We start from the raw sequence: 20,214 nt of genomic DNA, 5'->3' as shown, positions 1-20,214 counted from the left end.
TCTCAGTTGAGGGTGCGCACGAGCCCGGGTGAATCGAGCGAGAAGGCGGGGATCGCCACATTGAATGTCTCCCCGTCTTCGGCCTCCATGCTGTAGTGGCCGAACATGACGCCGGAGGGGGTATCCAGTGGGCAACCGGAGGAATATTCGTAAGTGTCGCCGGGGTTGAGCAGAGGCTGCTCGCCGATCACGCCGGGGCCGCTCACTTCGTCCACCTGGCCGTTCTCGTCGGTAATGTGCCAGTAACGAGTCATCAGGCGAACCGAGATGTCGGAGTGGTTCGATATCACGATGCGGTAACCCCAGACATAGCGGCTATCGTCCGGATCCGACTGCTCTTCCAGATAATACGGTTCAACCGTGACCTCGATGTCGCGAGTCAGGGCACGATACATGTGCACACCCTATGCCAAATCTATTCGGGTATTTTACTGCAATATGGTTTCGGCAAGAATAACAGCAAGATTGCACAAGTCCCATTCAAATTAGACGGAGCCGAAATCCATGCTGGACGGTGCGGTGCGCAGGCGGCTTGATCCACTCCTTGACGGATTGGGCGTCGTTCTCGTGAAGCGGGGCGTAAAAGCCGACGCTATCACGATTTTCGGCCTCGGCCTCGGACTGCTGGCGGCCGGCCTCATCGGACATGGGTTCTATCTCGCCGGCGCCGTCATGATCCTGCTCAGCCGGTTGTGCGACGGTCTCGACGGGGCGATCGCACGCGCCAGCCGCAGCACGGATTTCGGCGGCTTTCTCGATATCGTCCTCGACTTTGCGTTCTACGGCGCGATACCGCTCGCCTTCATCGTCGCGGATCCGGTCGTGAACGGCCTTGCTGGCGCGTTTCTGCTTTTCTCTTTTTATGTCAACGGATCGACCTTTCTCGCCTATGCGACCATCGCCGAGAAGCGAGCAATGACGACCAGCGTGCGCGGGGCAAAGTCGCTCTATTTCACGACCGGCCTCGCCGAGGCGACCGAAACCATTATCGTCTTCCTGGCCTTCTGCCTGTTTCCCGGCTGGTTCCCGCTGCTCGCATCCTTGTTCGCGATCGTCTGTCTTTACACGGCCGTGTCGCGCATCGTTCTTGCCCGCCTCAGTTTCCCCGAGCCGCGATAAAAAACCGCCCGTGCGCGCGGGCGGTTCGGAGCAGTTCCAGGAAGCGTGCATAGCGGTTTTCCGCCCGGAATTGCGTCGTTTCAAAGAGTTGGATGCGGCTTGATCAGGCCTTCACGCCTTTCAAAGCACGGGCGAAATCCTCGATGAGATCCTCGCTGTCCTCGATGCCGGCGGAGAAGCGCACGGTGCCGGCGGAGATGCCGAGTTCGGCGCGTGCCTCGTCCGTCAGGTTCTTGTGCGTGGTCGTCGCCGGGTGGGTGATCAGGCTCTTGGAATCGCCGAGATTGTTGGAAATGCGGGTGATTTCCAACGCGTTCTGGAGAGCGAAGGCCGCGTCCTTGCCGCCCTTGAGTTCGAAGGCGACCAGCGTCGAACCGCCGCTCATCTGCTTGGCGATGATGTCCGCCTGCGGATGGTCCTTGCGGCCGGGATAGATGACGCGCGCGACTTGCGGCTGTTCTGCCAGGAAATCGGCAAGCCGGCGGGCGCTCTCGGTCTGCTGCTTCACACGCAGAGGAAGCGTCTCGACGCCCTTGAGCAGGGTCCAGGCATTGAACGGCGACATCGCAGGGCCGGTATGGCGGAAATAGTCGTGCAGGTTCTCGTCGATCCATTCCTTGCTGGAAAGCACGACGCCGCCGAGGCAACGGCCCTGGCCGTCAATGTGCTTGGTGGCGGAGTAGACGACCACATGGGCGCCGAGTTCCAGCGGCTTCTGGAAGAGGGGCGTGGCGAACACGTTGTCGACGACCAGCTTGGCGCCGATTTGATCGGCAAGCTTCGCGACGCCGGCGATGTCGATCACTTCGAGCGTCGGGTTGGTCGGGCTTTCGAGGAAGAAGACCTTGGTGTTGGGGCGAACCGCCTTCTCCCAGTTTGCGAGATCGCGGCCATCCACCAGCGTGCACTCGACGCCGTATTTGGGGGCGAGCGTTTCCACGACCCACCGGCAGGAGCCGAACAGTGCGCGCGCGGCCACGATATGGTCGCCGGCTTTTACCTGGCAGAGGATCGCCGCGGAAACAGCCGCCATGCCCGACGCGGTGGCGCGGGCGTCTTCGGCCCCTTCGAGCATGCACATGCGCTTTTCGAACATGTCGTTGGTCGGACTGCCGTAGCGTGCGTAGATGAAGCCGTCGGTCTCGCCCTTGAAACGGGCTTCCGCCGCTTCGGAGGTTTCGTAGACGAAACCCTGTGTCAGAAAGATCGCCTCGGAGGTCTCGCCGTACTGCGAGCGGAGGGTCCCTCCGTGGACGAGTTGGGTTGCCGGGCGCCAGGTCTTGCTCATGCGACAATCACTTTCAAAACAAAAAAACCGGCCGCGAAAACGGGCCGGTTTGACACCCGGCCTTTTTAGCTACTTGTTTAACGTGGCTGCAAGCCGACCGGCCAAATCACCACGGGATAAAGCTCCAATACTGCGTGGGCGTGCTTGCGTCAATTCCCGGAGTTTGGTTTTGTCTGGCAACTGGAGTGAGGATCGGAATGGCTCGCGAGACAGGAATTTTGGCCGACCGCGCAATCGCCGCGTTGTTCGCCACGAGGCGCTTGAAAAGCGAGAGACCGCTGGATGACGACCAGATCCAGCCGGCGAGTCTCGACCTGCGTCTCGGCGCCAGGGCATTTCGCGTCAGGGCAAGCTTCATGCCCGGTCCTGCCCATCTCGTTGCCGACAAGCTTGACCGCCTGAAACTGCATGTCATCGACCTCAGCGAGGGCGCAGTGCTCGAAACCGGCTGCGTCTATATCGTGCCGCTGATGGAGAGCCTCGCCCTGCCGGAGAACATGTCGGCCTCCGCCAATCCGAAGAGCTCGACCGGCCGCCTCGATATCTTCACCCGCGTCATCACCGACAGGGCGCAGGAATTCGACAAGATCCCGGCGGGCTACAGTGGCCCGCTCTATCTGGAAATCAGCCCACGCACCTTTCCGATCGTCGTCAGGCGCGGTTCACGCCTGTCGCAGATCCGCTTCCGCGTCGGCCAGTCGATGCTCTCCGAACAGGAGTTGCAGGCGCTGCATGAAAGCGACGTGCTGGTAGCCAGCGAGCGGCCCAATGTCACCGGCGGCGGCATTGCGCTCTCGATCGATCTCAAGGGCACCGGCCCGGACGGCCTGATCGGCTACCGCGGCAAGCACCACACCTCGGTGGTCGATGTCGACAAGAAGGCCGAGCACCCGGTCTTCGACTTCTGGGAGCCGCTTTACAGCCGAGGCCGTGACGACCTGATCCTCGATCCGGACGAATTCTATATTCTCGTCTCTCGCGAAGCCGTTCACGTGCCGCCGCTCTACGCAGCCGAGATGACGCCCTTCGATCCGCTCGTCGGCGAATTCCGCGTCCACTATGCCGGCTTCTTCGATCCGGGCTTCGGCCACGCTTCCGCCGGCGGCAGCGGCAGCCGGGCGGTGCTCGAGGTGCGCAGCCACGAAGTGCCGTTCATTCTCGAGCATGGCCAGATCGTCGGTCGCCTCGTCTACGAGCACATGATGGAGCGGCCGGAAGGTCTCTATGGTCTAGACCTCGGCTCGAACTATCAGGCGCAGGGCCTGAAGCTTTCCAAGCATTTTCGCGCCGAGTGAGCCCACGGCATGTTCCGTTGAACAGGGCCGATTGAAGAAAAACATGCGGCAATCCGCGTCTGATAAGACGCGCGGCGCTGTAAGCGCTTGACAGATCGCGGCCGTTGATGAAATTTCCGCTTCTGTCGCGGGTGTAGTTCAGTGGTAGAACGCCAGCTTCCCAAGCTTGATGTCGTCGGTTCGATCCCGATCACCCGCTCCACTTTTCCTGTGGTTTTCCGACAATACCGATCGAACCGCCTTCGTGGCGCGTGCCCGTCTCGTGGAGGTTCCTGTAGCCAGCCGGGCAACATCTCGATAATCTTTCGAAAAATCAAACCGAATCCGCGTGTTCCCGGGCCGCGGCTCCAAGAATCGGATCGCAATGACGCGTGTTCTGAGTCTACGAATTTGCGTAACATTGGCGCTTTGCGCCCTGCTCGTCGTCAAACCGGTGCTTGCGCAGCCACGGGACCTACCGCTGCTTTTCGACGCCCGCGAACGTATCGCCCGGCCGGACCTTACCGGACTTGCACGGCTTCGCTTTCTGACCACGGTCGATTTCCCGCCGTTCAACTTCATTGACCAATCGGGCAAGCTTTCCGGTTTCCACGTTGACCTCGCGCGCGAAATCTGCCGGGAACTGCTGATCGAAGACAAGTGCCAGATCCAGGCCGTGACCTACGCTGAGCTCATCCCGGCGCTTGAGCAGGGTCAGGGGGAGGCTGTCGCGGCGGGCATTGCGGTTAGCCCGGATCTGCGCCAGCGTTTCGCCTTCTCCAGGGCTTTCATGCAGTTGCCGGCCCGCTTTGCGGTCAACACGAAGGCCGAAGAGCCCGTGGCAAGCGCGGCCGAGCTTGAAAGCAAGCCCGTCGGTGTCGTGTCCGGTACAACGCATGAGGCGATGCTCAAGGCCTTCTTTCCGAAAATCGAGCCCAAGACCTTTCCTGACCGGAACGCAATGCTCTCCGCGTTGCAGCAAGGCGGGGTTGCGGCGGTCTTTTCCGATGGCATGCAACTCTCGTTCTGGGTTTCGGGCAGCATTGCCGGCGGATGCTGCGCCTTGCTTGACGGCGCCTATTTTTCGCAGCACTTCCTGGGGGAAGGGTTGACGATCATGAACCGCAAGGCCGAGCCGGCCTTGACGCAGGCGATCGATCACGCGCTGCTGGCGCTGTCGCGCAACGGCAGGCTCGAGGAGATTTATCTGCGCTATTTCCCGAACGGTATCTACTGAGCAGAGCCGCCCGTCTCAACCTAATTACGCCGGAACGGCAGCATGAGCGACCAGACGAGCTTGGTCGGCTCCTCGCGTCCGTACGCCTTGAGGCCGGTCTCGATCGCATCGCCGCCGCTCGCAGGTTGCGCGACATAGGTCGAGAACAGCCGGTCCCAGATGGAAAAGTTGAAGCCGTAGTTCGAATCCGTTTCAATTCTCTCGACGGAGTGATGGATGCGATGCATATCGGGCGTGACGATGAAGCGCCGCAATATGCTGTCGGCCCGATGGGGCAGGCGCAGATTGGCATGGTTGAACATGGCGCCGGCGTTGAGGACGATTTCGAACAGCAGCACGGATAACGCGGGGGCGCCGAGCGCGATGATGACCGCAGCCTTCCAGACCATCGAGAGAAGAATTTCCAATGGATGGAAGCGGAGCGCCGTCGTCAGGTCGACGCCCGGATCGGCATGGTGGACGCGATGGATGCGCCAAAGGATCGGCAGCTTGTGCGACGCGACATGCTCCAGCCAGACAGCAAAATCCAGCGCCACGAAGGCGATGAGACCGGCAATGAGAGGCGGAACGCCGAGTGCGGGCAGCGCTCCGTATCCGCGTGCGTCAGCCCATAGCGCAACACCTGTGGCCGCAGCCGGAAAGGCTACACGCAGCAACAGCGAAGAAAGAAGGAGGATCGAGAGATTCGTCGCCCAACGGCGGGCCTTCAGCGCTTTCATGAGTTCCGGTCGCTCGAGGCGCGGATGAGAAAGTTCGAAAAGCGCGAGCAGGGTGAAGGCGGCGCCAAAGGCGACCAGCCGCCACAGGGGTTCCGCAATACCGAAAAGCAGCATCTGTCAGGACCTCATCGACGAGGTTGCGCTCCACTTGCGCCGACCATCGGGCAGCCTTCCATCCGCATTCTTGTGTCTCAGCTTACGAGAATGGAGGGCGCAAGACACGCTGCCATGGCCGCGGTCGCCGGTTATTTCCGGAAGCGCGCGATGGCGCCGCGTTCGATTGCGGCGCAGGTCAGCTTGTCGAGGCCCAGCCGGTCGCGCAGCAATTGCAACAGCCGGATTTCCTCGTTGCGTATGCGCTGATCGGCGGCCGCAAGCTCGACGGCGAGCGCATAGGCCGTGTCATAAAAACGCTGCGGTAAGGCTTCGCGGATCATTTCGAGAATGACGTCGAGGCCCTCCGGCGCGGAGAGCTGGTTCGCGCATTCGCGGCCGATCTCGATCAGTCGATGCTCGTCGAAACCGTCGAAGGCGGGCAGGAACTGGACGAGCCTGCCGATGCCGGCGAACTCATCGTCGGCCATGTTCCTGTCGACGGCCGACATCATCACCATGACATAAATGAAGGCTTCGTGCTGACTGAGGTTTGGCGGCATTGTCTTCCGGACTCCTGTGACCGAGTGCAGCTAGAGCAATTCCAGGAGAAGTGTGCGACGGTTTTCCGTCCGGAATTGCGTAGTTTCAAAGAGTTAGATCGTTTCACCGTTTCAATGAAACAGTGAAGTGATCTAGGAGTTTCGGGCCGGGCTTACAAGTCCGGTACCGCGTCGTCGGGGACCATGCCCGCCGTCGGGTCATCGATGACGAGCGGCGCACGGCCCAGGTCGCGCGGGTCATCTCCATAGAAGCCGCGCTTGGCGCTTCGGGCGGCTTCTGCCTTGGCTTCGAGGGGGGTGCCAGGCAGCGGCGTCGCCCAGCCATTGCTGACCAGCCATTCCGCCGGATTTTCGGTTCCGACCTTGCAGGCCGCGGTAACGGTTCCCTCGGAACGGTCCTCGGGCTGATCGCAGACGAGGGCGCGCGCTCTCAGGTAATTGCGAAAGGCCGTGCGTGCGACTATGCCGCAGGGCCAGCTTCGGCCGTTGCCTTCGCAGGTCTTTTCGGCGCTTTCCGGCTCGATATCCTTGAGCTGCACGGTCGTGTCGCCCGACCGGATCAATCCGGCCGCAAGCGCGACCGGGCGTTGGAAGACAACTGTGGCCGCCGCCGGCTTCTCTTTCGGTTCGGAGAGCGGCGGTCTCGGTGCAATGCGCTCGAGCGGCTGCGCGATACCGTCCTCCGGCAAGGCGAAAAGCTGCGGCTCGATTTTCCGTACCGGGAGCCGGCCGACCTTTCCGCTTTTGGCCTTCTGCTCGGGCAATGTCGGACTTACTTCGGCGGGCACATCTTCCGGCGGATCCGGGGCTTCGACTGCTGCCACATCCGGCGCTTCCAGGGGGAAATCCGCTATAGCGCGTTCCTGGCTGCGGATCGCGGCGGCACCGCCCCAGAGAATGCCGGCGTACAGCATGAGGGCGGCAAGCCCGCCGGCGAAGGTGAACAACTGCTGCCGCATCAGGAAGAATATCCTATTGGCTGGCCCAGATGATCCGGGCGATCCACTCCACGTCTGACATTTCGAAATTGCGGTTCGGGTGGTCCGGGTTGAGCGACAGGAGTTCGATGCCGCGCGGCGTCTGCCGAGACAGTACCTTCGCCATCACCTCGCCCTCGCAGGTCTTGACGACGACGCGATCGCCGCGCCGCACTTGCGCGGTCGGGTCGACAATCAGGACATCGCCGTCGCGATAGAGCGGCAGCATGCTGTCGCCCTGGATCTCCAGTGCGTAGATACCGGAGCGGCGGCCAAACGCGGTCGGAAATTCGACAACATCCCATCCGTGGCCGACCGGAAAGCCGCCGTCGTCGAAGAAACCTCCGGCGCCAGCCTGGGCGAAACCGATAAGCGGGATGTCCGCCGCCGATTGCCCCCGTTCGTCCGCCGGCACCCTGCTTTCCGTTGCAGGGCGCATGAGGGCCATGAACTGGTCGAGGGATGAGCCGGTCGCTTCCAGGATTTTCGAGATCGATTCCGTCGAGGGCCACCGGTCCCGACCATCGGCAGATTGGCGCTTCGACTTGTTGAAGGAAGTGGGATCGAGGCCGGCACGGCGCGCCAAGCCGGACGGCGACAGCCGATGACGTTCGGCCAGCGCGTCGATGGCGCGCCAGATGCTGTCGTGTGAAAGCATTCGATCCACTCCGGAAGGGCGAGGGACCGCCATTCCTTCTGCCGCCCCTACATTAGCGAAGCAGGTAATGGCCGTAAAGAATGCGAAGGAAAATAGTCCTTTTCGGGTCGGCCGCGGTCACACGAGCTCACGCTCCCGTGCCTTCCTGGCCACGACCTGCTCGTAGGCCGCCTGCAGCGTCTGTCGCACCGTAGGTCCCTCCGGAGCCGAAGGTGAGGCGCCGAGATGTTCGACCCGCAGTTCATCCATGAACCGCTCCCAGAGTTCCGGGCCGCCTTCCTCCATCAGTTGGGCGCGGATGCTCAATTCCTCGCTGACCGGCAGATAGCGCCGGCCCCAGGCTCCGAGATGCGCCATGATCGGCACCAGTGCGATCGTCATCTCGGTCAGGCTGTAGATCGCCTTCTGCTTGTGGCTGGGATCGTCGCTCTTCGTCAGCATGCCCATTTCCACCAGCGTCTTCAGCCGATCGGCGAGAATGTTGGAAGAGATGCCCTCCTGCGAGCGCAAGAGTTCGCGGAAATGCCGCTTACCGCCGAAAATCATGTCGCGGATGATCAGCAGGCTCCATTTGTCACCGAAGACTTCGAGCGAGAGATTGATCGGGCAAGCCGAGCGATGGTCGTCTGTCATGCTGGTCCCTATGGTTCACGATGATTTTGCGACTGACCCAAGATCATGAACGCGAACGATTCTGGCAAGTTGAGATGCGGGATGCTGGCAAAAACCGCTTGCAGCTTTCCACATCGGGCTAAACCGCTTGCATTATCGCACCAGTGAAGTTAAAGTGCAACTGCTTTCAAATTGAGAGCAGTTGCACGCCGGATGGCATAGTCACCAGGCGGCGAACAAAGACGTTAGTCCTGATAGAGTTTCCCGGTGGAGGAGCGCCGGGTATGACCACCGAAGAGGAGAAAAATCATGACCAGCCCATCCGCAGAGCATGCAAGCTTCACCATCGAACGCGTCTTCAAGGCACCGCCCGAGCGGGTCTTTCGCGCCTTTGCCGATCCTGCGGCGCACGACCGATGGTTCGTCAAGGCGGACAATTGGCCCGTGGCGGAATACCGGCACGACTTCCGGGTCGGCGGCCGTGAAAGCGGCCGTTTCAGTCAGGACGGCAAGACCTTCTATGTCAACGAGACAGTCTATCTCGACATCGTCGAAAACAGACGGATCATCTCGGCCTACACCATGGCGAAGGACGATCGCCGGATTTCCGCCTCCATCGCCACCGTCGACCTGCTGCCCGAGGGCAAGGGCACGCGCGTCGTGTTCACCGAACAGGCAGCCTTTCTCGACGGGCTGGACAAGGTCGAATATCGCCGGGAAGGCTGGGAGCAGTTGATCGGCTTTCTCGCCGCTGAACTCGGTGAGACGGCTGAAGCAGCCTGAGCCTGAGAAACGCAGCTTGCGCCATCAGGCCATGGACGCAAGCGCACTGCTCGCCATTCCGAACGAGAAGATCATCAGGCAGACAGCCGCCACTCGGCGCGGCAGTCCTGCCGCCGCCGGCGTCTTCGACAGCCGCCCGAGCGTGGCGCCGGCGAGCATCCAAGCCGAACCGGCGAAAACGACCAGCAGCGAGAATCCGGCTACCCGAGGCATCATCGCGCCAAGCTCCACCTGCGGCATCATCACCAGAGCGACGATCAGCGCTTTCGGGTTCAGCAGCGTGGTCACGAACACCTGCCTGAACGAGATCGCCTGGTCGTCCGTTTGAAGCCCGCGGGCTGCCCAGAGCGTGTGAGCCATGAACAGGATCCAACCGGCAGCGCTCAGTTTCAGGGCGAGGCTTATTTGCGGATGCGCAGCGAGCAGCGGCGCGGCGAAGCCGGCAACCGGCATGATGACGCAGAGATAACCGCTGAGCTCGGCAAGGAGCAGCGGTGCGGAGCGGCGCAACCCCGCCGCCGCGCCGGAAAGGCAAAGCAGCGTGTTTGTCGGCCCCGGCGTTGCGAGCAGGAGCAGGATGCCGAGTGTGAATTGAAGCGGCTGCATGAAGTTCCGTTCTGGCTTGCCTGGATATTGCTGCCTTTTAGCCGGAAGACAAGCCGCGCGGCTTGATCATGGTCAACAGCCGGCCAAATCGATCTCTGCCCGCGCACGGTTCTGATCGGGGCCCGGAAACTCTCGTCAGACCTTGTGCAGCCGGATCGGACTCGTCTTTTCGCGCGCGATCACACCCTTCGCCTCCATGTCAAGTTGCACGGTCTTCGACCACCAGCTTACCCCTTTGCCACCTGGAAATTTCTCCTCCGATAGATGCGCGAAAATTCGCTCACGGATTTCCGCAAGCGTGAGGCCGGGCACTTCGGCCGGGATGACCGTCAGCAGGGCGGCCTTCATTGCTGCGTATCTTTCCGCGTCAACCGAATTAGTCTTGCCGGGGCGGATGATGTTCTCGACGGTGATCCTGTTTGGTTTGGCCATGGGAGCTCCTCCTGTCATGGCAGAGGACGATTGGGCCAGGCACGAGCCGACAGAACATTGCCGGGTCGGCCGTTTGCCAAGATGATTTCCTCCATTCCGGGGTCAACCGACGAAGGGGCCTGCGCGCATCTCGCAAAAAAAGGGCCGCACCCTTCGGCACGGCCCCCGGATTCTTGCCTGGAAAGGCGGCCTACGCTGCCTTCTTTGACTCTCCATAAGGATCGAAGCGTCCGTAGAAGGTCTCGCCCTTATCCGCCATCTCCTTGAGCAGCGGCGTCGGCTTGAAGTGGTCGCCGTAATCCTTGGCAAGCTTCTCGCACAGCTTGACGAAAGCCTTCGCACCCATACCGTCGATATAGGAGAGCGTGCCGCCGGTATAAGGGGCGAAACCGAAGCCGAGGATGGAACCGACATCGGCCTCGCGCGGGTCCGTGACGATGCCTTCCTCGATGGTGCGGGCGGCTTCCAGCGCGATGGTCGCGAGGAAGCGCTGCTTCAGCACCTCGACGTTGATCCTGTCGGCGTCCTGCTGCGGATAGAGCGTCTTCAGTTCCGGCCACAGGTACTTCTTGGCGGGCTTCGCCGGATACTCGTAGAAACCCCTGCCGTTCTTGCGGCCGCGGCGATCGAGCTCATCGACCATCTTGTTGATCAGCGCCATGTGGCGCGGATCGACGGCCTTCTCGCCGAGATCGGCGACGGTCGCCTTCAGGATCTTCTGGCTGAGGTCGATCGCCACTTCGTCGTTGAGCGACAGCGGACCGACCGGCATGCCCGCCATCTTGGCCGCATTTTCGATCATCGCCGGCGGCACGCCTTCGATCAGCATGTCGTAGGCTTCGTGGATATAGCGGAAGACGCAGCGGTTGACGTAGAAGCCGCGCGTGTCGTTGACGACGATCGGCGTCTTCTTGATCGCGGCGACATAATCGAGTGCCGTGGCGAGTGCCCTGTCACCGGTTTCCTTGCCGAGGATCACCTCCGTCAGCATCATCTTCTCAACGGGCGAGAAGAAGTGGATGCCGATGAACTGGTCCGGTCGCTTCGAATTCTTGGCAAGGCCGGTGATCGGCAGCGTCGAGGTGTTGGAGGCGAAGATGGCATCCGGCGCGATCACCGCTTCCACCTTTTCGATCACGTCCTTCTTGACCTGCCGGTCCTCGAAGACCGCCTCGACGACGAGGCCGGCGTCCTTCAAATCGCCGTAGTCGGCCGAAGGCGTGATGCGGGCAAGCAGCGCTTCGCCCTCTTCCTTTGTCAGCCGGCCCTTGCCGATCGCATCCTTCACCAGCCCCTCGGAATGCGTTTTGCCCTTTTCGGCCGCTTCCATGTCGCGGTCGATGAGCGTCACCGGAATACCGGCGGCGGCGGTGACATAAGCAATCGAAGCACCCATGAAGCCGGCGCCGACGACGCCGACCTTTTTGAATTCCGATTTCGGGACGCCCGCGGGGCGACGCGCACCCTTGCCGAGCTCCTGCATCGAAATGAACAGCGACCGGATCATCGAGAAGGCTTCCGTCGTCTGCAGGATTTCGGTGAAGTAGCGCTGTTCGATCTTCAAGGCCGTGTCGAAGGGCACCTGCAGGCCTTCATAGACACATTTCAGGATGGCGATCGCACCGGGATAGTTGCCATAGGTCTCGCGGCGAAGAATCCCTGATGCGGCCGGCCAGAGCTGGGCCGAAGCCGGCGTCCAGATGCCGCCCCCTGGAACCTTGAAGCCCTTTTCGTCCCAGGGCTGAACCGGCTTCAGTCCGTTCCTGATCATCGCCTTGGCGGCGTCGATCAGCTTGTCCGGATCGACCACTTCGTGCACAAGCCCCATCGCCTTGGCACGTGCAGCCGTCAGCGACGAGCCGGTGGTCATCATCTGCAGCGCGTCCTGCGCATTGGTGAGGCGTGGCACGCGCTGGGTGCCGCCGGCGCCGGGGAAGATGCCGACCTTGACCTCGGGCAGCGCGATCTTGACCGCTTTCGAATTGGAGGCGACACGGCCGTGGCAGGCGAGCGACAGCTCGAAAGCGCCGCCCATGCAGGTGCCGTTGATCGCCGAGACCCATGGCTTGCCCGAAGTCTCGAGCTTGCGGAAGAGGCCCGTCATGCGGCCGACGAGGTCGAAGAGCTTCTGGGCGGCGTTGGCCGGGTCCTTTTTCTTTTCCTCCGCCTGAAAGGTGAACATCGACTTGATCATCGAGAGATCGGCGCCACCCGAGAAGGACGACTTTCCGGAGGTGAAGACGACGCCCTTGACGGCCGCATCCGCCGTCGTCTGGTCGACGATCGCGTTCAGTTCCTCCATCACCTCCTGGGTGAAGACGTTCATCGATTTCTCGGGCATGTCCCAGGTGACGAGGGCGATGCCGTCGGCGTCGGTTTCGATCTTGAAATTCGTGTAAGACATTTTCTCTCTCCCAGGATCGGATCAGACGCGTTCGATGATGGTGGCGGTGCCCATGCCGGCGCCGATGCAGAGCGTGACGAGCGCGGTGTTGAGATCGCGGCGCTCCAGTTCATCGAGCACCGTGCCGAGGATCATCGCGCCGGTGGCGCCTAGCGGATGGCCCATGGCAATCGCGCCGCCATTGACGTTGATCTGGTCGTGCGGAATGTCGAAGGCCTGCATATAGCGGAGCACGACGGCGGCAAAGGCCTCGTTGAGCTCGAAGAGGTCGATGTCCGAGAGCTTCATCTCGGCGCGCTTCAGGAGCTTTTCGGTCACATCGACCGGACCGGTCAGCATCAGCGCCGGGTCGGAGCCGATATTGGCGAAGGCGCGGATGCGCGCGCGAGGCTTCAGACCCATGGATTCGCCGCCGGCCTTGGAGCCGAGGAGAACGGCGGCCGCGCCGTCGACGATGCCGGAGGAGTTGCCGGCGTGGTGCACATAGTTGATCTTCTCGATCTCCGGATGCGCCTGGATGGCGACGGCTTCGAAGCCGCCCATCTCGCCGGGCATCTGGAAGGACGGGTTGAGCGAGGCGAGCGCCTGCATGTCGGTAGTGGGCCGCATGTGCTCGTCACGGCCGAGAATGGTGAGCCCGTTCTGATCCTTGACCGGTATGACCGAGTTCTTGAAGTAGCCCTTTTCCCAGGCATTGGCCGCGCGCTTCTGGCTTTCAACCGCATAGGCATCGACGTCGTCGCGCGAAAAACCGTATTTGGTAGCGATGAGATCGGCGGAAACGCCCTGGGGCATGAAATAGGCCGGCAGATTGACGGAAGGGTCCATGAACCAGGAGCCGCCCGACATGCCGAGACCGACGCGCGACATGGATTCGACGCCGCCGGCGATCACGATATCGTCCGCGCCCTGGGCAATTTTGGCCGCGCCGAAATTGACGGCATCAAGGCCGGAGGCGCAGAAGCGGGAGATCTGCATGCCCGGCGCGCGCGTGGAGTACCCTGCCTCGAAGGCGGCTGCCTTGGGGATGACCGAGCCCGCATCCATCACCGGATCGACGCAGCCCATGATGATGTCGTCGACGGTCGATGTATCAAGTCCGTTGCGGTCTCGCACCGCCTCCAGCGTCTTGGCCGCGAGGCGAACCGAGGGCACCTCGTGCAGCGATCCGTCCTTCTTGCCACGGCCGCGCGGCGTGCGCACGTGGTCGTAAACGAAGACTTTCGTCATCTCTTGATCTCCCATTTAGGCATCGTGGTGCCTTCTAACGTCATCAGAAGCGCAAGGCGCTTCGCAATCACTCGCAGCGGCCCGTCTGGAACATTGCGGCAGTCTCGGCGCAACCCTCCCCACAAGGGGGAGGAGGCCGCTTGCACAAGCTGCCTCAGAACGCAGCCGCGTCCAACGCCATCAGCGTATCGGCGCCGGTTTCTATGCGGGCTTTCCGGAGCGCCGTTTCTGGCATGATCCGCTCCATGAAGAACTTTGCTGTGATCAGCTTGTTGTTCAGATAGTCCGCGCGCGCGGTTTCGCCAGCGGCACGCTTCTCCTCAGCCGTTTTGGCCATCCTCGCCCACATGTAGCCGAGCACGACGAGCCCGAAGAGGTGCATGTAATCGGTCGAGCCGGCACCCGCATTGTCGGGTTTCGCCATGGCGTTCTGCATGAACCACATGGTCGCCGCCTGCAGGTCGTTCAGCCCTTTCTTCAGCGCTTTGGTATAGCCCGACAGCTTCTCGTCGTTGCGGTTCTCCTCGCAGAAGTCGCCGATCTCCTGGAAGAGCGCCATGACCGCGCGGCCGCCGTTCATCGCCAACTTCCGGCCGACGAGGTCGAGCGCCTGGATGCCGTTGGCCCCCTCGTAGATCATCGCGATGCGGGCGTCGCGGACATACTGGCTCATGCCGTGCTCTTCGATATAGCCATGGCCGCCAAAGACCTGCTGCGCCATGACCGCATGGTCGAAGCCCTTGTCGGTCATGACGCCCTTGAGGATCGGCGTCATCAGGCCAAGAATATCGTCTGCCGCCTGGCGTTCCTCTTCGCTGTCGGAGCGGTGCGCGATGTCGGATTTCAGCGCGGTCCAGAGCGTAAAGGCGCGGCCGGCCTCGTTGAAGGCCTTGATTGTCATCAGCGTGCGGCGCACATCCGGATGGACGATGATCGGATCGGCCTTCTTGTCCGGTGCCTTCGGGCCGGAAAGCGAACGGCCCTGGATGCGCTCGCGAGCGTAGTTGGCGGCATTCTGGTAGGCAATTTCGGCGATCGCGAGCCCCTGCATGCCGACGGCAAGGCGGGCCTCGTTCATCATCACGAACATGGCGCTGAGGCCCTTGTTCTCCGCGCCGATCAGGTAGCCGGTCGCCTCGTCATAGTTCATCACACAAGTCGAATTGCCGTGAATCCCCATCTTGTGTTCGATCGCGCCGCAGGAAACGCCGTTGCGCTCGCCGGGTTCGCCGCGTTCGTCGAGCTTGTACTTCGGCACGATGAAGAGCGAGATGCCCTTGACGCCTTCCGGGGCTCCCTCGATGCGGGCCAGCACCAGATGGATGATGTTCTCAGCCATGTCGTGTTCGCCGGCGGAAATGAAGATCTTCTGGCCGGAGATCCTGTAGGAGCCGTCGCCGTTCGGCACGGCCTTGGTGCGCAAGAGCCCGAGGTCGGTGCCGCAATGCGGCTCCGTCAGGTTCATCGTCCCGGTCCAGGTGCCGTCGACCATCTTCGGCAAATAGGTCCGCTTCTGTTCCTCGGAGCCATGCACGAGGATGGCGGCGATCGCCCCCTGCGTCAGGCCCGGATACATCATCAGCGACATGTTTGCGGCGGACATGAATTCGCCGACGGCCGTGTGCAGCGTATAGGGCAGGCCCTGGCCGCCGAATTCTTCCGGCGCCGCAAGGCCGAGCCAGCCACCTTCGCGATAGAGGCCGAAGGCCTGCTTGAAACCCTTCGGCACCGTGACCGAGCCGTCGTCATGGCGCTTGCAGCCTTCCTGGTCGCCGGAAAGATTGATCGGGAAGAGAACCTCTTCCGCGAGCTTCGCGGCCTCGCCGACGATCGCCGCCACGGTGTCCGGGCTCGCATCCGCAAAGCCCGGCAGGTTGTGGTAGCGCTCGATCCCGAGCACGTCGTTGAGGATAAACAGGGTGTCGTCGACCGGAGCCTTGTAGATGGGCATTCTTTCCTCGCCTTTATTCCCTTCGGGCCCGCGCCGGGTTGCCGCCGCCCGATTCCCATTGCTTTAGAGCGTACACCGCTGGCTGCGGCCACGCATCTTCGGCAGGATGCTACAAAACTTTGACGTTTGCGTAAACGTCAAAAATGGACGCGTATAAAAGTTTCGCGGCTCGGCTCCAGCGAGTGGAGAATCCGTGGAGCAACCCCCGGCGCAGCGGCCGCGATCCCGACAAATCGTTAAAAAACACAGGTCGATTAACGGCTTATTTACCACGTTTAATGAATTGTGGGCGGTGAGATGGTCAAAGCTGCAACGGGTCCGGTCCTCGCGTTGTTGTTGCTTTGATCGCATCGATCATGCCGCAGGCCCGGAAAGCCTGGCTCTTTTCGCTCGCGGCTTTCGATGGTGGTCAACGACAGGGGCGAAGAGACAATGAACGGATCGCGATCCAATCCTCAGCGCACGGGCAGCCCGTCCTATGGCGACAGGCCGTCGCTTGATGCCCTGAACCGTACGATCGAGGGGCTGGAGGCGCGCATCGAAGGCTTGATGAGCGGGGCGGGACGCGAGCCGCCGCATCGCCAAACCGAGCGCGCGGCGACCACCAGCGACGCCGTCTCCGAAATTCTGCAGCGCCAGCGCGCGTTGAGCGCAGGCCGCGAGCGGCCTTCGCTGCGCGAACGCATCGCCGCGCGGGAGGCTGACCGGTTTGCTCCCGGCCGCGTCCAGGAAGACACCCGGCCGCACGCCGCGCCGCCCAGGCCCGCGTCGGCTGCGGCCGACATAGCCGAAGCTCTGGTAGGACTGAGGCAGGAGTTGAAGCGCGACATAAGCGATGGACTAGGTCGTGAGCTGAACGCCCTCCGATCGGAAATCCGAGGCATCAAGACCGAGGCACAGGATCATCGCTTCGCCGAGGACATCCGGGCAGATCTGCAGCGGCTGGCAGACAGCATTCATCAGCTCGGCCTGCAGGCATCTCCCGCTCAGGCGGACGCACTGCGCGTCGAGTTCGACGACCTCAGGGCGATGATCGACGGCCTGGCACGGGACGACGGCATGCGCCGTCTGGAAAGCCGCTGGAACAGTGTCGAGGACCGCCTGAACGCATTCGACCAGAACCGCGATGACGAACTGGTGGCGCTCGCCTACAGGCTCGATGAAATCAAGTCGCAGATCGGCGCCCTGAACAAAGGGTCGGCTATCGAGGTATTGGAAGACAAGCTCGTCGCGGTCGCCCAGGCAATCGAGATGCTCGGGCGCCAGATACAGCCGGATGACAGGCGCCTCGTCTCGCAGTTTGCCGATCTTGATGCACGGCTCGACGAAATCAGCCGGGCGATTGCGGTCAACAGCCGCAGTGCCGCAGGGCTCGACAGCGCCTTCGTCGACCGTCTCGAAAGCCGGTTCGGCGAGCTCTCGCGTCAGATCGACGACATCGTCCATCCGGCCGATGTCGGCCTTGGCGCGCGGCTCGAAGCATTGACGGCGCGTGTCGAAGAAATGGCGGGCGAGAAGGCCGCTGCGCGGCTTGAGGAGCGCCTCGATGAACTCTCGATGCTGCTCGAACGCAGCCAGAAAAACGCACAGCCGGAACTGACCGGCTATCTCACCGACATTTCGCGGAAGATCGAGGCCCTCGACCAAGGCAGCGTCAACGACGCCTTGGCGGAGCGTCTCGACTATCTCGCCCGTCGGATCGACGATTTGGGCATGCAGGCTGATCGGCCAGCGGCGGACTCGCGCTTCGAGCGTCTGGAAGACCGCCTCGCGGGCATTGCGCAGCGCCTGGAAGAGACGCATGCCGCCCCCTTCGACGACCGCGATGCGCTGCGAAACCTCGAGGCTCAGATCGCAAACCTTTCGACCCTGGTCAGCCAGCCGCGCATCGAAGCCGGTGCGATTCCAGCGGATTTCGAAGGCCGCATGAACGCGCTTGAAGACTATCTGGCAACCAGCGACGAGTACATCATCGAAGCAGCGCGGCAAGCGGCAGAGGCCGTCATGGAGGCCTATGCCAAGAATGGCTCGGCCCAAATGCATGCCAGCGGCGACATGGCCGCAATCTCGGCACTTGCCGAGGATCTGAGGACGCTTGAGGACCTCAGCCGTTCGAGCGACGAACGCACGGCGCGGACTTTCGAAGCCCTGCATGAAACGCTCGTTCACATTGCCGAGAAGTTGGAGCGGCTCGAAGAACGCGCGCCCGTCGCTGCCGCCATGCGGTTGGAAGCAGCAATGCCGAAGGCTGCGCAACCGGAATTCGGTGATCCCTTCGGAAATGCCGATCTCGATGACCGCGACGGCGATCTTCAGCGGAAAGTTCGCGTGCTGCAGGCGGAAGACGAGGCGGCCGCGCCTGCGTCTGCCGCAGCCGGTGATCTGGTGGTCGCCGAGGCGGTTTCGACAGTCGAAAGCGGCGAAACGCGAGACCCGGCGCCAGCCGCCAGGACGGGATTGCTTGCCGGATTGACGCGTCGCTTCAGTGCGAAACGAACCGCGCCGTTGCCTGAACGGGTGCGGCAGGTCGTCGAACCCGCTCCGTCGATCGACCCGTCTGAAATGCTCGCCCCGGAAGACGCCAATCAATTGCTCGAACCCGGTTCCGGCGTGCCTGACGTCAAGAAGATCCTCGAGCGCGTTCGCGCAGGTCAGATGAGCCGCGGCGGTCAGCAAGCCTTCGAAGGCGACAAGGCCGATTTCATCGCTGCGGCGCGTCGCGCAGCGCAATTGGCAGTCGAGGAAGCCGATACGCTGAACGGCGCGAAGAATGGCAACGGCCCCTCCGGCGTTGGCGCCTTCGCCCGTCATCGCCGCCCGATCCTGATGGCGGTCGGCGCGGTGCTCCTCGCGATCATGTCCTATCCGCTCGTCAGCACTGTGCTCAAGGGCAAGGACATGCCCGATATCCAGCCGGCAGCGGTGATCGAGCAGAAGGCGGTTTCCGAGGCGGTTCAACTGAAAGCCGCCGACGACCGCCTCGAGGAAACGGCTCCCGCCGTTGTTGCCAAGGCGTCGCAGGCAGAACCGAAGGCGCCCGAAGCGTCGCCCGAGACGGTTGAGGCGCCTGCCATGGCAGAGACCGCTCCGGCGGAAGAGCCCAAGGCTGAGCCTGAGGCTGTAATCGTCGCCAGCGGCCAGGCGCCTTTGCTGCAGCCGGCACCGGCACAGGTGGGCGCTGCCTCGACGTTTCAGGTTCCTGCCGAGACTGCCAAAGCTGGAACGTTCGAGCCGGTCATCAAGCCGGGCGATATAATTCTTCCGGAGGGCTTTGGCCCCGCCGCTCTTGTTACGGCCGCCAAAGGCGGCGACCCCTTTGCCTTCTACGAGATCGGCGCACGCTTCACCGAAGGGCGCGGCGTCAAGGAAGATCTCGCGGAAGCCGTCAAATGGTATCAGCGCGCGGCTGACGCCGGTGTGATTCCCGCCGAATACCGACTTGCCAGTTCTTACGAGAAGGGGTCGGGCGTCGTGCGTGATGCGGTCAAGGCGAAGACGCTTTATCTCAAGGCGGCCGCCGCCGGCAATGCCAGCGCGATCCACAACCTTGCGGTGATGCTCGCCAGCGGCCGCGATGGGGCTCCGGATTTCGTCGAGGCCGCCAAATGGTTCGAGAAGGCGGCGAGCCTCGGCGTTCGCGACAGCCAATTCAATCTCGCGGTGCTTTATGCTCGCGGCAACGGCGTCAAGCAGGATCTGGAAGAATCCTACAAGTGGTTCGCGATCGCGGCTCGCGATGGCGACAAGGACGCCGGCGAAAAGCGCGACGAGATCGCCAAGGCGATGAAGCCCGAGCAACTGACCAGCGCCAAGGCCAAGGTCGACGCATGGAAGGCGCAGCCGGTCGACGCCAAGGCGAACAGCGTGGATATCCCCGACGCATGGGTCGGTCCGCCGACCAAGACGGCGACGGTCGATATGACCAAGGCCGTGCGCAATATCCAGGCCATTCTCAACAACAACGGCTTCGATGCCGGCAAACCGGATGGGCACTTGGGCAAGAAAACGATTGCCGCCATCAAGGCCTTTCAGAAATCCGTTGGCCAGGAACCGACCGGAGAGATCACCGACGAACTCGTCAAGGAACTGTTGAAGCGGAATTCCTAGAACAACTTCAGGAAAAGAGCTGGGTCAAATTTACTGGCCCAACGAAACAATGAAATGATCTCGGGCGTCACTTGAAGGACGCTCTGCTTTCAGCCATCCATACCGCCGCAATAAAGCCGCAGATCGGCGCGACAGGGTTCGGAGGCTGTGGGCCATGTGCC

The 20,214-nt window shown here is 62.2% G+C and carries 17 protein-coding genes, 1 tRNA gene and 1 riboswitch; of the genes, 6 read left to right on the top strand and 12 right to left on the bottom strand.

What is annotated here, in order from left to right:
• Positions 1-2: 2 nt before the first annotated feature.
• Positions 3-395 (bottom strand): Co2+/Mg2+ efflux facilitator ApaG/CorD, encoded by a 393-nt coding sequence (gene apaG / locus ILFOPFJJ_RS13330; protein WP_173511009.1) that lies wholly within the window; start codon positions 393-395, stop codon positions 3-5.
• Positions 396-504: 109 nt separating this feature from the next.
• Between apaG and ILFOPFJJ_RS13325 the strand changes: the two genes are divergently transcribed.
• A complete protein-coding gene (locus ILFOPFJJ_RS13325) occupies positions 505-1,119 on the top strand; it encodes a CDP-alcohol phosphatidyltransferase family protein (protein ID WP_173511008.1) in 615 nt (204 codons plus the stop codon).
• Positions 1,120-1,222: 103 nt separating this feature from the next.
• Here the strand turns inward: ILFOPFJJ_RS13325 and ILFOPFJJ_RS13320 are convergent, their stop codons facing one another.
• Positions 1,223-2,407, bottom strand: coding sequence for an O-succinylhomoserine sulfhydrylase (locus ILFOPFJJ_RS13320; RefSeq protein WP_173511007.1), 1,185 nt, complete (start codon positions 2,405-2,407; stop codon positions 1,223-1,225).
• 44 nt (positions 2,408-2,451) lie between these two features.
• A riboswitch (SAM riboswitch) is annotated at positions 2,452-2,530 on the bottom strand.
• 74 nt (positions 2,531-2,604) lie between these two features.
• Here ILFOPFJJ_RS13320 and ILFOPFJJ_RS13315 point away from each other — a divergent pair.
• From ILFOPFJJ_RS13315 to ILFOPFJJ_RS13305, 3 genes are all read left to right on the top strand, one after another.
• The gene (locus ILFOPFJJ_RS13315) at positions 2,605-3,702 is read left to right on the top strand and encodes a 2'-deoxycytidine 5'-triphosphate deaminase (protein WP_173511006.1); all 1,098 of its coding nucleotides are present in this window, start codon (positions 2,605-2,607) and stop codon (positions 3,700-3,702) included.
• 127 nt (positions 3,703-3,829) lie between these two features.
• Positions 3,830-3,904, top strand: a tRNA-Gly gene (locus ILFOPFJJ_RS13310).
• 162 nt (positions 3,905-4,066) lie between these two features.
• Entirely contained in the window at positions 4,067-4,918 is an 852-nt protein-coding gene (locus tag ILFOPFJJ_RS13305; protein WP_173511005.1) for a transporter substrate-binding domain-containing protein, read from the top strand.
• A 20-nt stretch (positions 4,919-4,938) separates the two neighbouring features.
• Here the strand turns inward: ILFOPFJJ_RS13305 and ILFOPFJJ_RS13300 are convergent, their stop codons facing one another.
• The 5 genes from ILFOPFJJ_RS13300 to ILFOPFJJ_RS13280 form a co-directional block, all read right to left on the bottom strand.
• A complete protein-coding gene (locus tag ILFOPFJJ_RS13300; protein WP_173511004.1) occupies positions 4,939-5,751 on the bottom strand; it encodes a sterol desaturase family protein in 813 nt (270 codons plus the stop codon).
• A gap of 131 nt (positions 5,752-5,882) precedes the next feature.
• On the bottom strand, positions 5,883-6,293 hold the full coding sequence (locus tag ILFOPFJJ_RS13295) for a tellurite resistance TerB family protein (RefSeq protein ID WP_173511003.1): 411 nt from the start codon (positions 6,291-6,293) through the stop codon (positions 5,883-5,885).
• Positions 6,294-6,445: 152 nt separating this feature from the next.
• Positions 6,446-7,252 carry a thermonuclease family protein gene (locus tag ILFOPFJJ_RS13290; protein WP_173511002.1) on the bottom strand — a complete coding sequence of 269 codons (807 nt, stop codon included), beginning with the start codon at positions 7,250-7,252 and terminating at the stop codon, positions 6,446-6,448.
• Positions 7,253-7,265: 13 nt separating this feature from the next.
• Positions 7,266-7,928 (bottom strand): S24 family peptidase, encoded by a 663-nt coding sequence (locus tag ILFOPFJJ_RS13285; RefSeq protein WP_173511001.1) that lies wholly within the window; start codon positions 7,926-7,928, stop codon positions 7,266-7,268.
• A 117-nt stretch (positions 7,929-8,045) separates the two neighbouring features.
• On the bottom strand, positions 8,046-8,561 hold the full coding sequence (locus ILFOPFJJ_RS13280; protein ID WP_173511000.1) for a winged helix-turn-helix transcriptional regulator: 516 nt from the start codon (positions 8,559-8,561) through the stop codon (positions 8,046-8,048).
• 288 nt (positions 8,562-8,849) lie between these two features.
• On the opposite strand from ILFOPFJJ_RS13280, the gene ILFOPFJJ_RS13275 reads away from it, so the two are divergent.
• Positions 8,850-9,323, top strand: coding sequence for an SRPBCC family protein (locus ILFOPFJJ_RS13275; protein ID WP_173510999.1), 474 nt, complete (start codon positions 8,850-8,852; stop codon positions 9,321-9,323).
• A gap of 24 nt (positions 9,324-9,347) precedes the next feature.
• Here the strand turns inward: ILFOPFJJ_RS13275 and ILFOPFJJ_RS13270 are convergent, their stop codons facing one another.
• From ILFOPFJJ_RS13270 to ILFOPFJJ_RS13250, 5 genes are all read right to left on the bottom strand, one after another.
• The gene (locus ILFOPFJJ_RS13270; RefSeq protein WP_173510998.1) at positions 9,348-9,929 is read right to left on the bottom strand and encodes a LysE family translocator; all 582 of its coding nucleotides are present in this window, start codon (positions 9,927-9,929) and stop codon (positions 9,348-9,350) included.
• Positions 9,930-10,064: 135 nt separating this feature from the next.
• Entirely contained in the window at positions 10,065-10,361 is a 297-nt protein-coding gene (locus tag ILFOPFJJ_RS13265) for a DUF6958 family protein (RefSeq protein ID WP_173510997.1), read from the bottom strand.
• A 190-nt stretch (positions 10,362-10,551) separates the two neighbouring features.
• Positions 10,552-12,765, bottom strand: a complete 2,214-nt coding sequence (locus tag ILFOPFJJ_RS13260; protein WP_173510996.1) for an FAD-dependent oxidoreductase — start codon at positions 12,763-12,765, stop codon at positions 10,552-10,554.
• Between the two features lie 21 nt (positions 12,766-12,786).
• The gene (locus ILFOPFJJ_RS13255) at positions 12,787-13,995 is read right to left on the bottom strand and encodes an acetyl-CoA C-acetyltransferase (RefSeq protein ID WP_173510995.1); all 1,209 of its coding nucleotides are present in this window, start codon (positions 13,993-13,995) and stop codon (positions 12,787-12,789) included.
• A gap of 154 nt (positions 13,996-14,149) precedes the next feature.
• Positions 14,150-15,946, bottom strand: coding sequence for an acyl-CoA dehydrogenase C-terminal domain-containing protein (locus ILFOPFJJ_RS13250; protein WP_173510994.1), 1,797 nt, complete (start codon positions 15,944-15,946; stop codon positions 14,150-14,152).
• A gap of 432 nt (positions 15,947-16,378) precedes the next feature.
• Here ILFOPFJJ_RS13250 and ILFOPFJJ_RS13245 point away from each other — a divergent pair, with 432 nt between their 5' ends.
• Positions 16,379-20,053 carry a peptidoglycan-binding protein gene (locus ILFOPFJJ_RS13245; RefSeq protein WP_173510993.1) on the top strand — a complete coding sequence of 1,225 codons (3,675 nt, stop codon included), beginning with the start codon at positions 16,379-16,381 and terminating at the stop codon, positions 20,051-20,053.
• Positions 20,054-20,214: the final 161 nt, after the last annotated feature.

The sequence above is a fragment of the Sinorhizobium psoraleae genome, assembly GCF_013283645.1.
Classification (GTDB): Bacteria; Pseudomonadota; Alphaproteobacteria; order Rhizobiales; family Rhizobiaceae; genus Sinorhizobium; species Sinorhizobium psoraleae.
The sequence above is the reverse complement of the archived record's forward strand: the minus strand, read 5'-3'. Positions and strand labels throughout refer to the sequence as shown.

Bases quoted from the DNA above. Each gene is read 5' to 3' on its own strand.
- apaG (WP_173511009.1), bottom strand. From the start codon at position 395: ATGTATCGTGCCCTGACTCGCGACATCGAGGTCACGGTTGAACCGTAT.
- ILFOPFJJ_RS13325 (WP_173511008.1), top strand. From the start codon at position 505: ATGCTGGACGGTGCGGTGCGCAGGCGGCTTGATCCACTCCTTGACGGA.
- ILFOPFJJ_RS13320 (WP_173511007.1), bottom strand. From the start codon at position 2,407: ATGAGCAAGACCTGGCGCCCGGCAACCCAACTCGTCCACGGAGGGACC.
- ILFOPFJJ_RS13315 (WP_173511006.1), top strand. From the start codon at position 2,605: ATGGCTCGCGAGACAGGAATTTTGGCCGACCGCGCAATCGCCGCGTTG.
- ILFOPFJJ_RS13305 (WP_173511005.1), top strand. From the start codon at position 4,067: ATGACGCGTGTTCTGAGTCTACGAATTTGCGTAACATTGGCGCTTTGC.
- ILFOPFJJ_RS13300 (WP_173511004.1), bottom strand. From the start codon at position 5,751: ATGCTGCTTTTCGGTATTGCGGAACCCCTGTGGCGGCTGGTCGCCTTT.
- ILFOPFJJ_RS13295 (WP_173511003.1), bottom strand. From the start codon at position 6,293: ATGCCGCCAAACCTCAGTCAGCACGAAGCCTTCATTTATGTCATGGTG.
- ILFOPFJJ_RS13290 (WP_173511002.1), bottom strand. From the start codon at position 7,252: ATGCGGCAGCAGTTGTTCACCTTCGCCGGCGGGCTTGCCGCCCTCATG.
- ILFOPFJJ_RS13285 (WP_173511001.1), bottom strand. From the start codon at position 7,928: ATGCTTTCACACGACAGCATCTGGCGCGCCATCGACGCGCTGGCCGAA.
- ILFOPFJJ_RS13280 (WP_173511000.1), bottom strand. From the start codon at position 8,561: ATGACAGACGACCATCGCTCGGCTTGCCCGATCAATCTCTCGCTCGAA.
- ILFOPFJJ_RS13275 (WP_173510999.1), top strand. From the start codon at position 8,850: ATGACCAGCCCATCCGCAGAGCATGCAAGCTTCACCATCGAACGCGTC.
- ILFOPFJJ_RS13270 (WP_173510998.1), bottom strand. From the start codon at position 9,929: ATGCAGCCGCTTCAATTCACACTCGGCATCCTGCTCCTGCTCGCAACG.
- ILFOPFJJ_RS13265 (WP_173510997.1), bottom strand. From the start codon at position 10,361: ATGGCCAAACCAAACAGGATCACCGTCGAGAACATCATCCGCCCCGGC.
- ILFOPFJJ_RS13260 (WP_173510996.1), bottom strand. From the start codon at position 12,765: ATGTCTTACACGAATTTCAAGATCGAAACCGACGCCGACGGCATCGCC.
- ILFOPFJJ_RS13255 (WP_173510995.1), bottom strand. From the start codon at position 13,995: ATGACGAAAGTCTTCGTTTACGACCACGTGCGCACGCCGCGCGGCCGT.
- ILFOPFJJ_RS13250 (WP_173510994.1), bottom strand. From the start codon at position 15,946: ATGCCCATCTACAAGGCTCCGGTCGACGACACCCTGTTTATCCTCAAC.
- ILFOPFJJ_RS13245 (WP_173510993.1), top strand. From the start codon at position 16,379: ATGAACGGATCGCGATCCAATCCTCAGCGCACGGGCAGCCCGTCCTAT.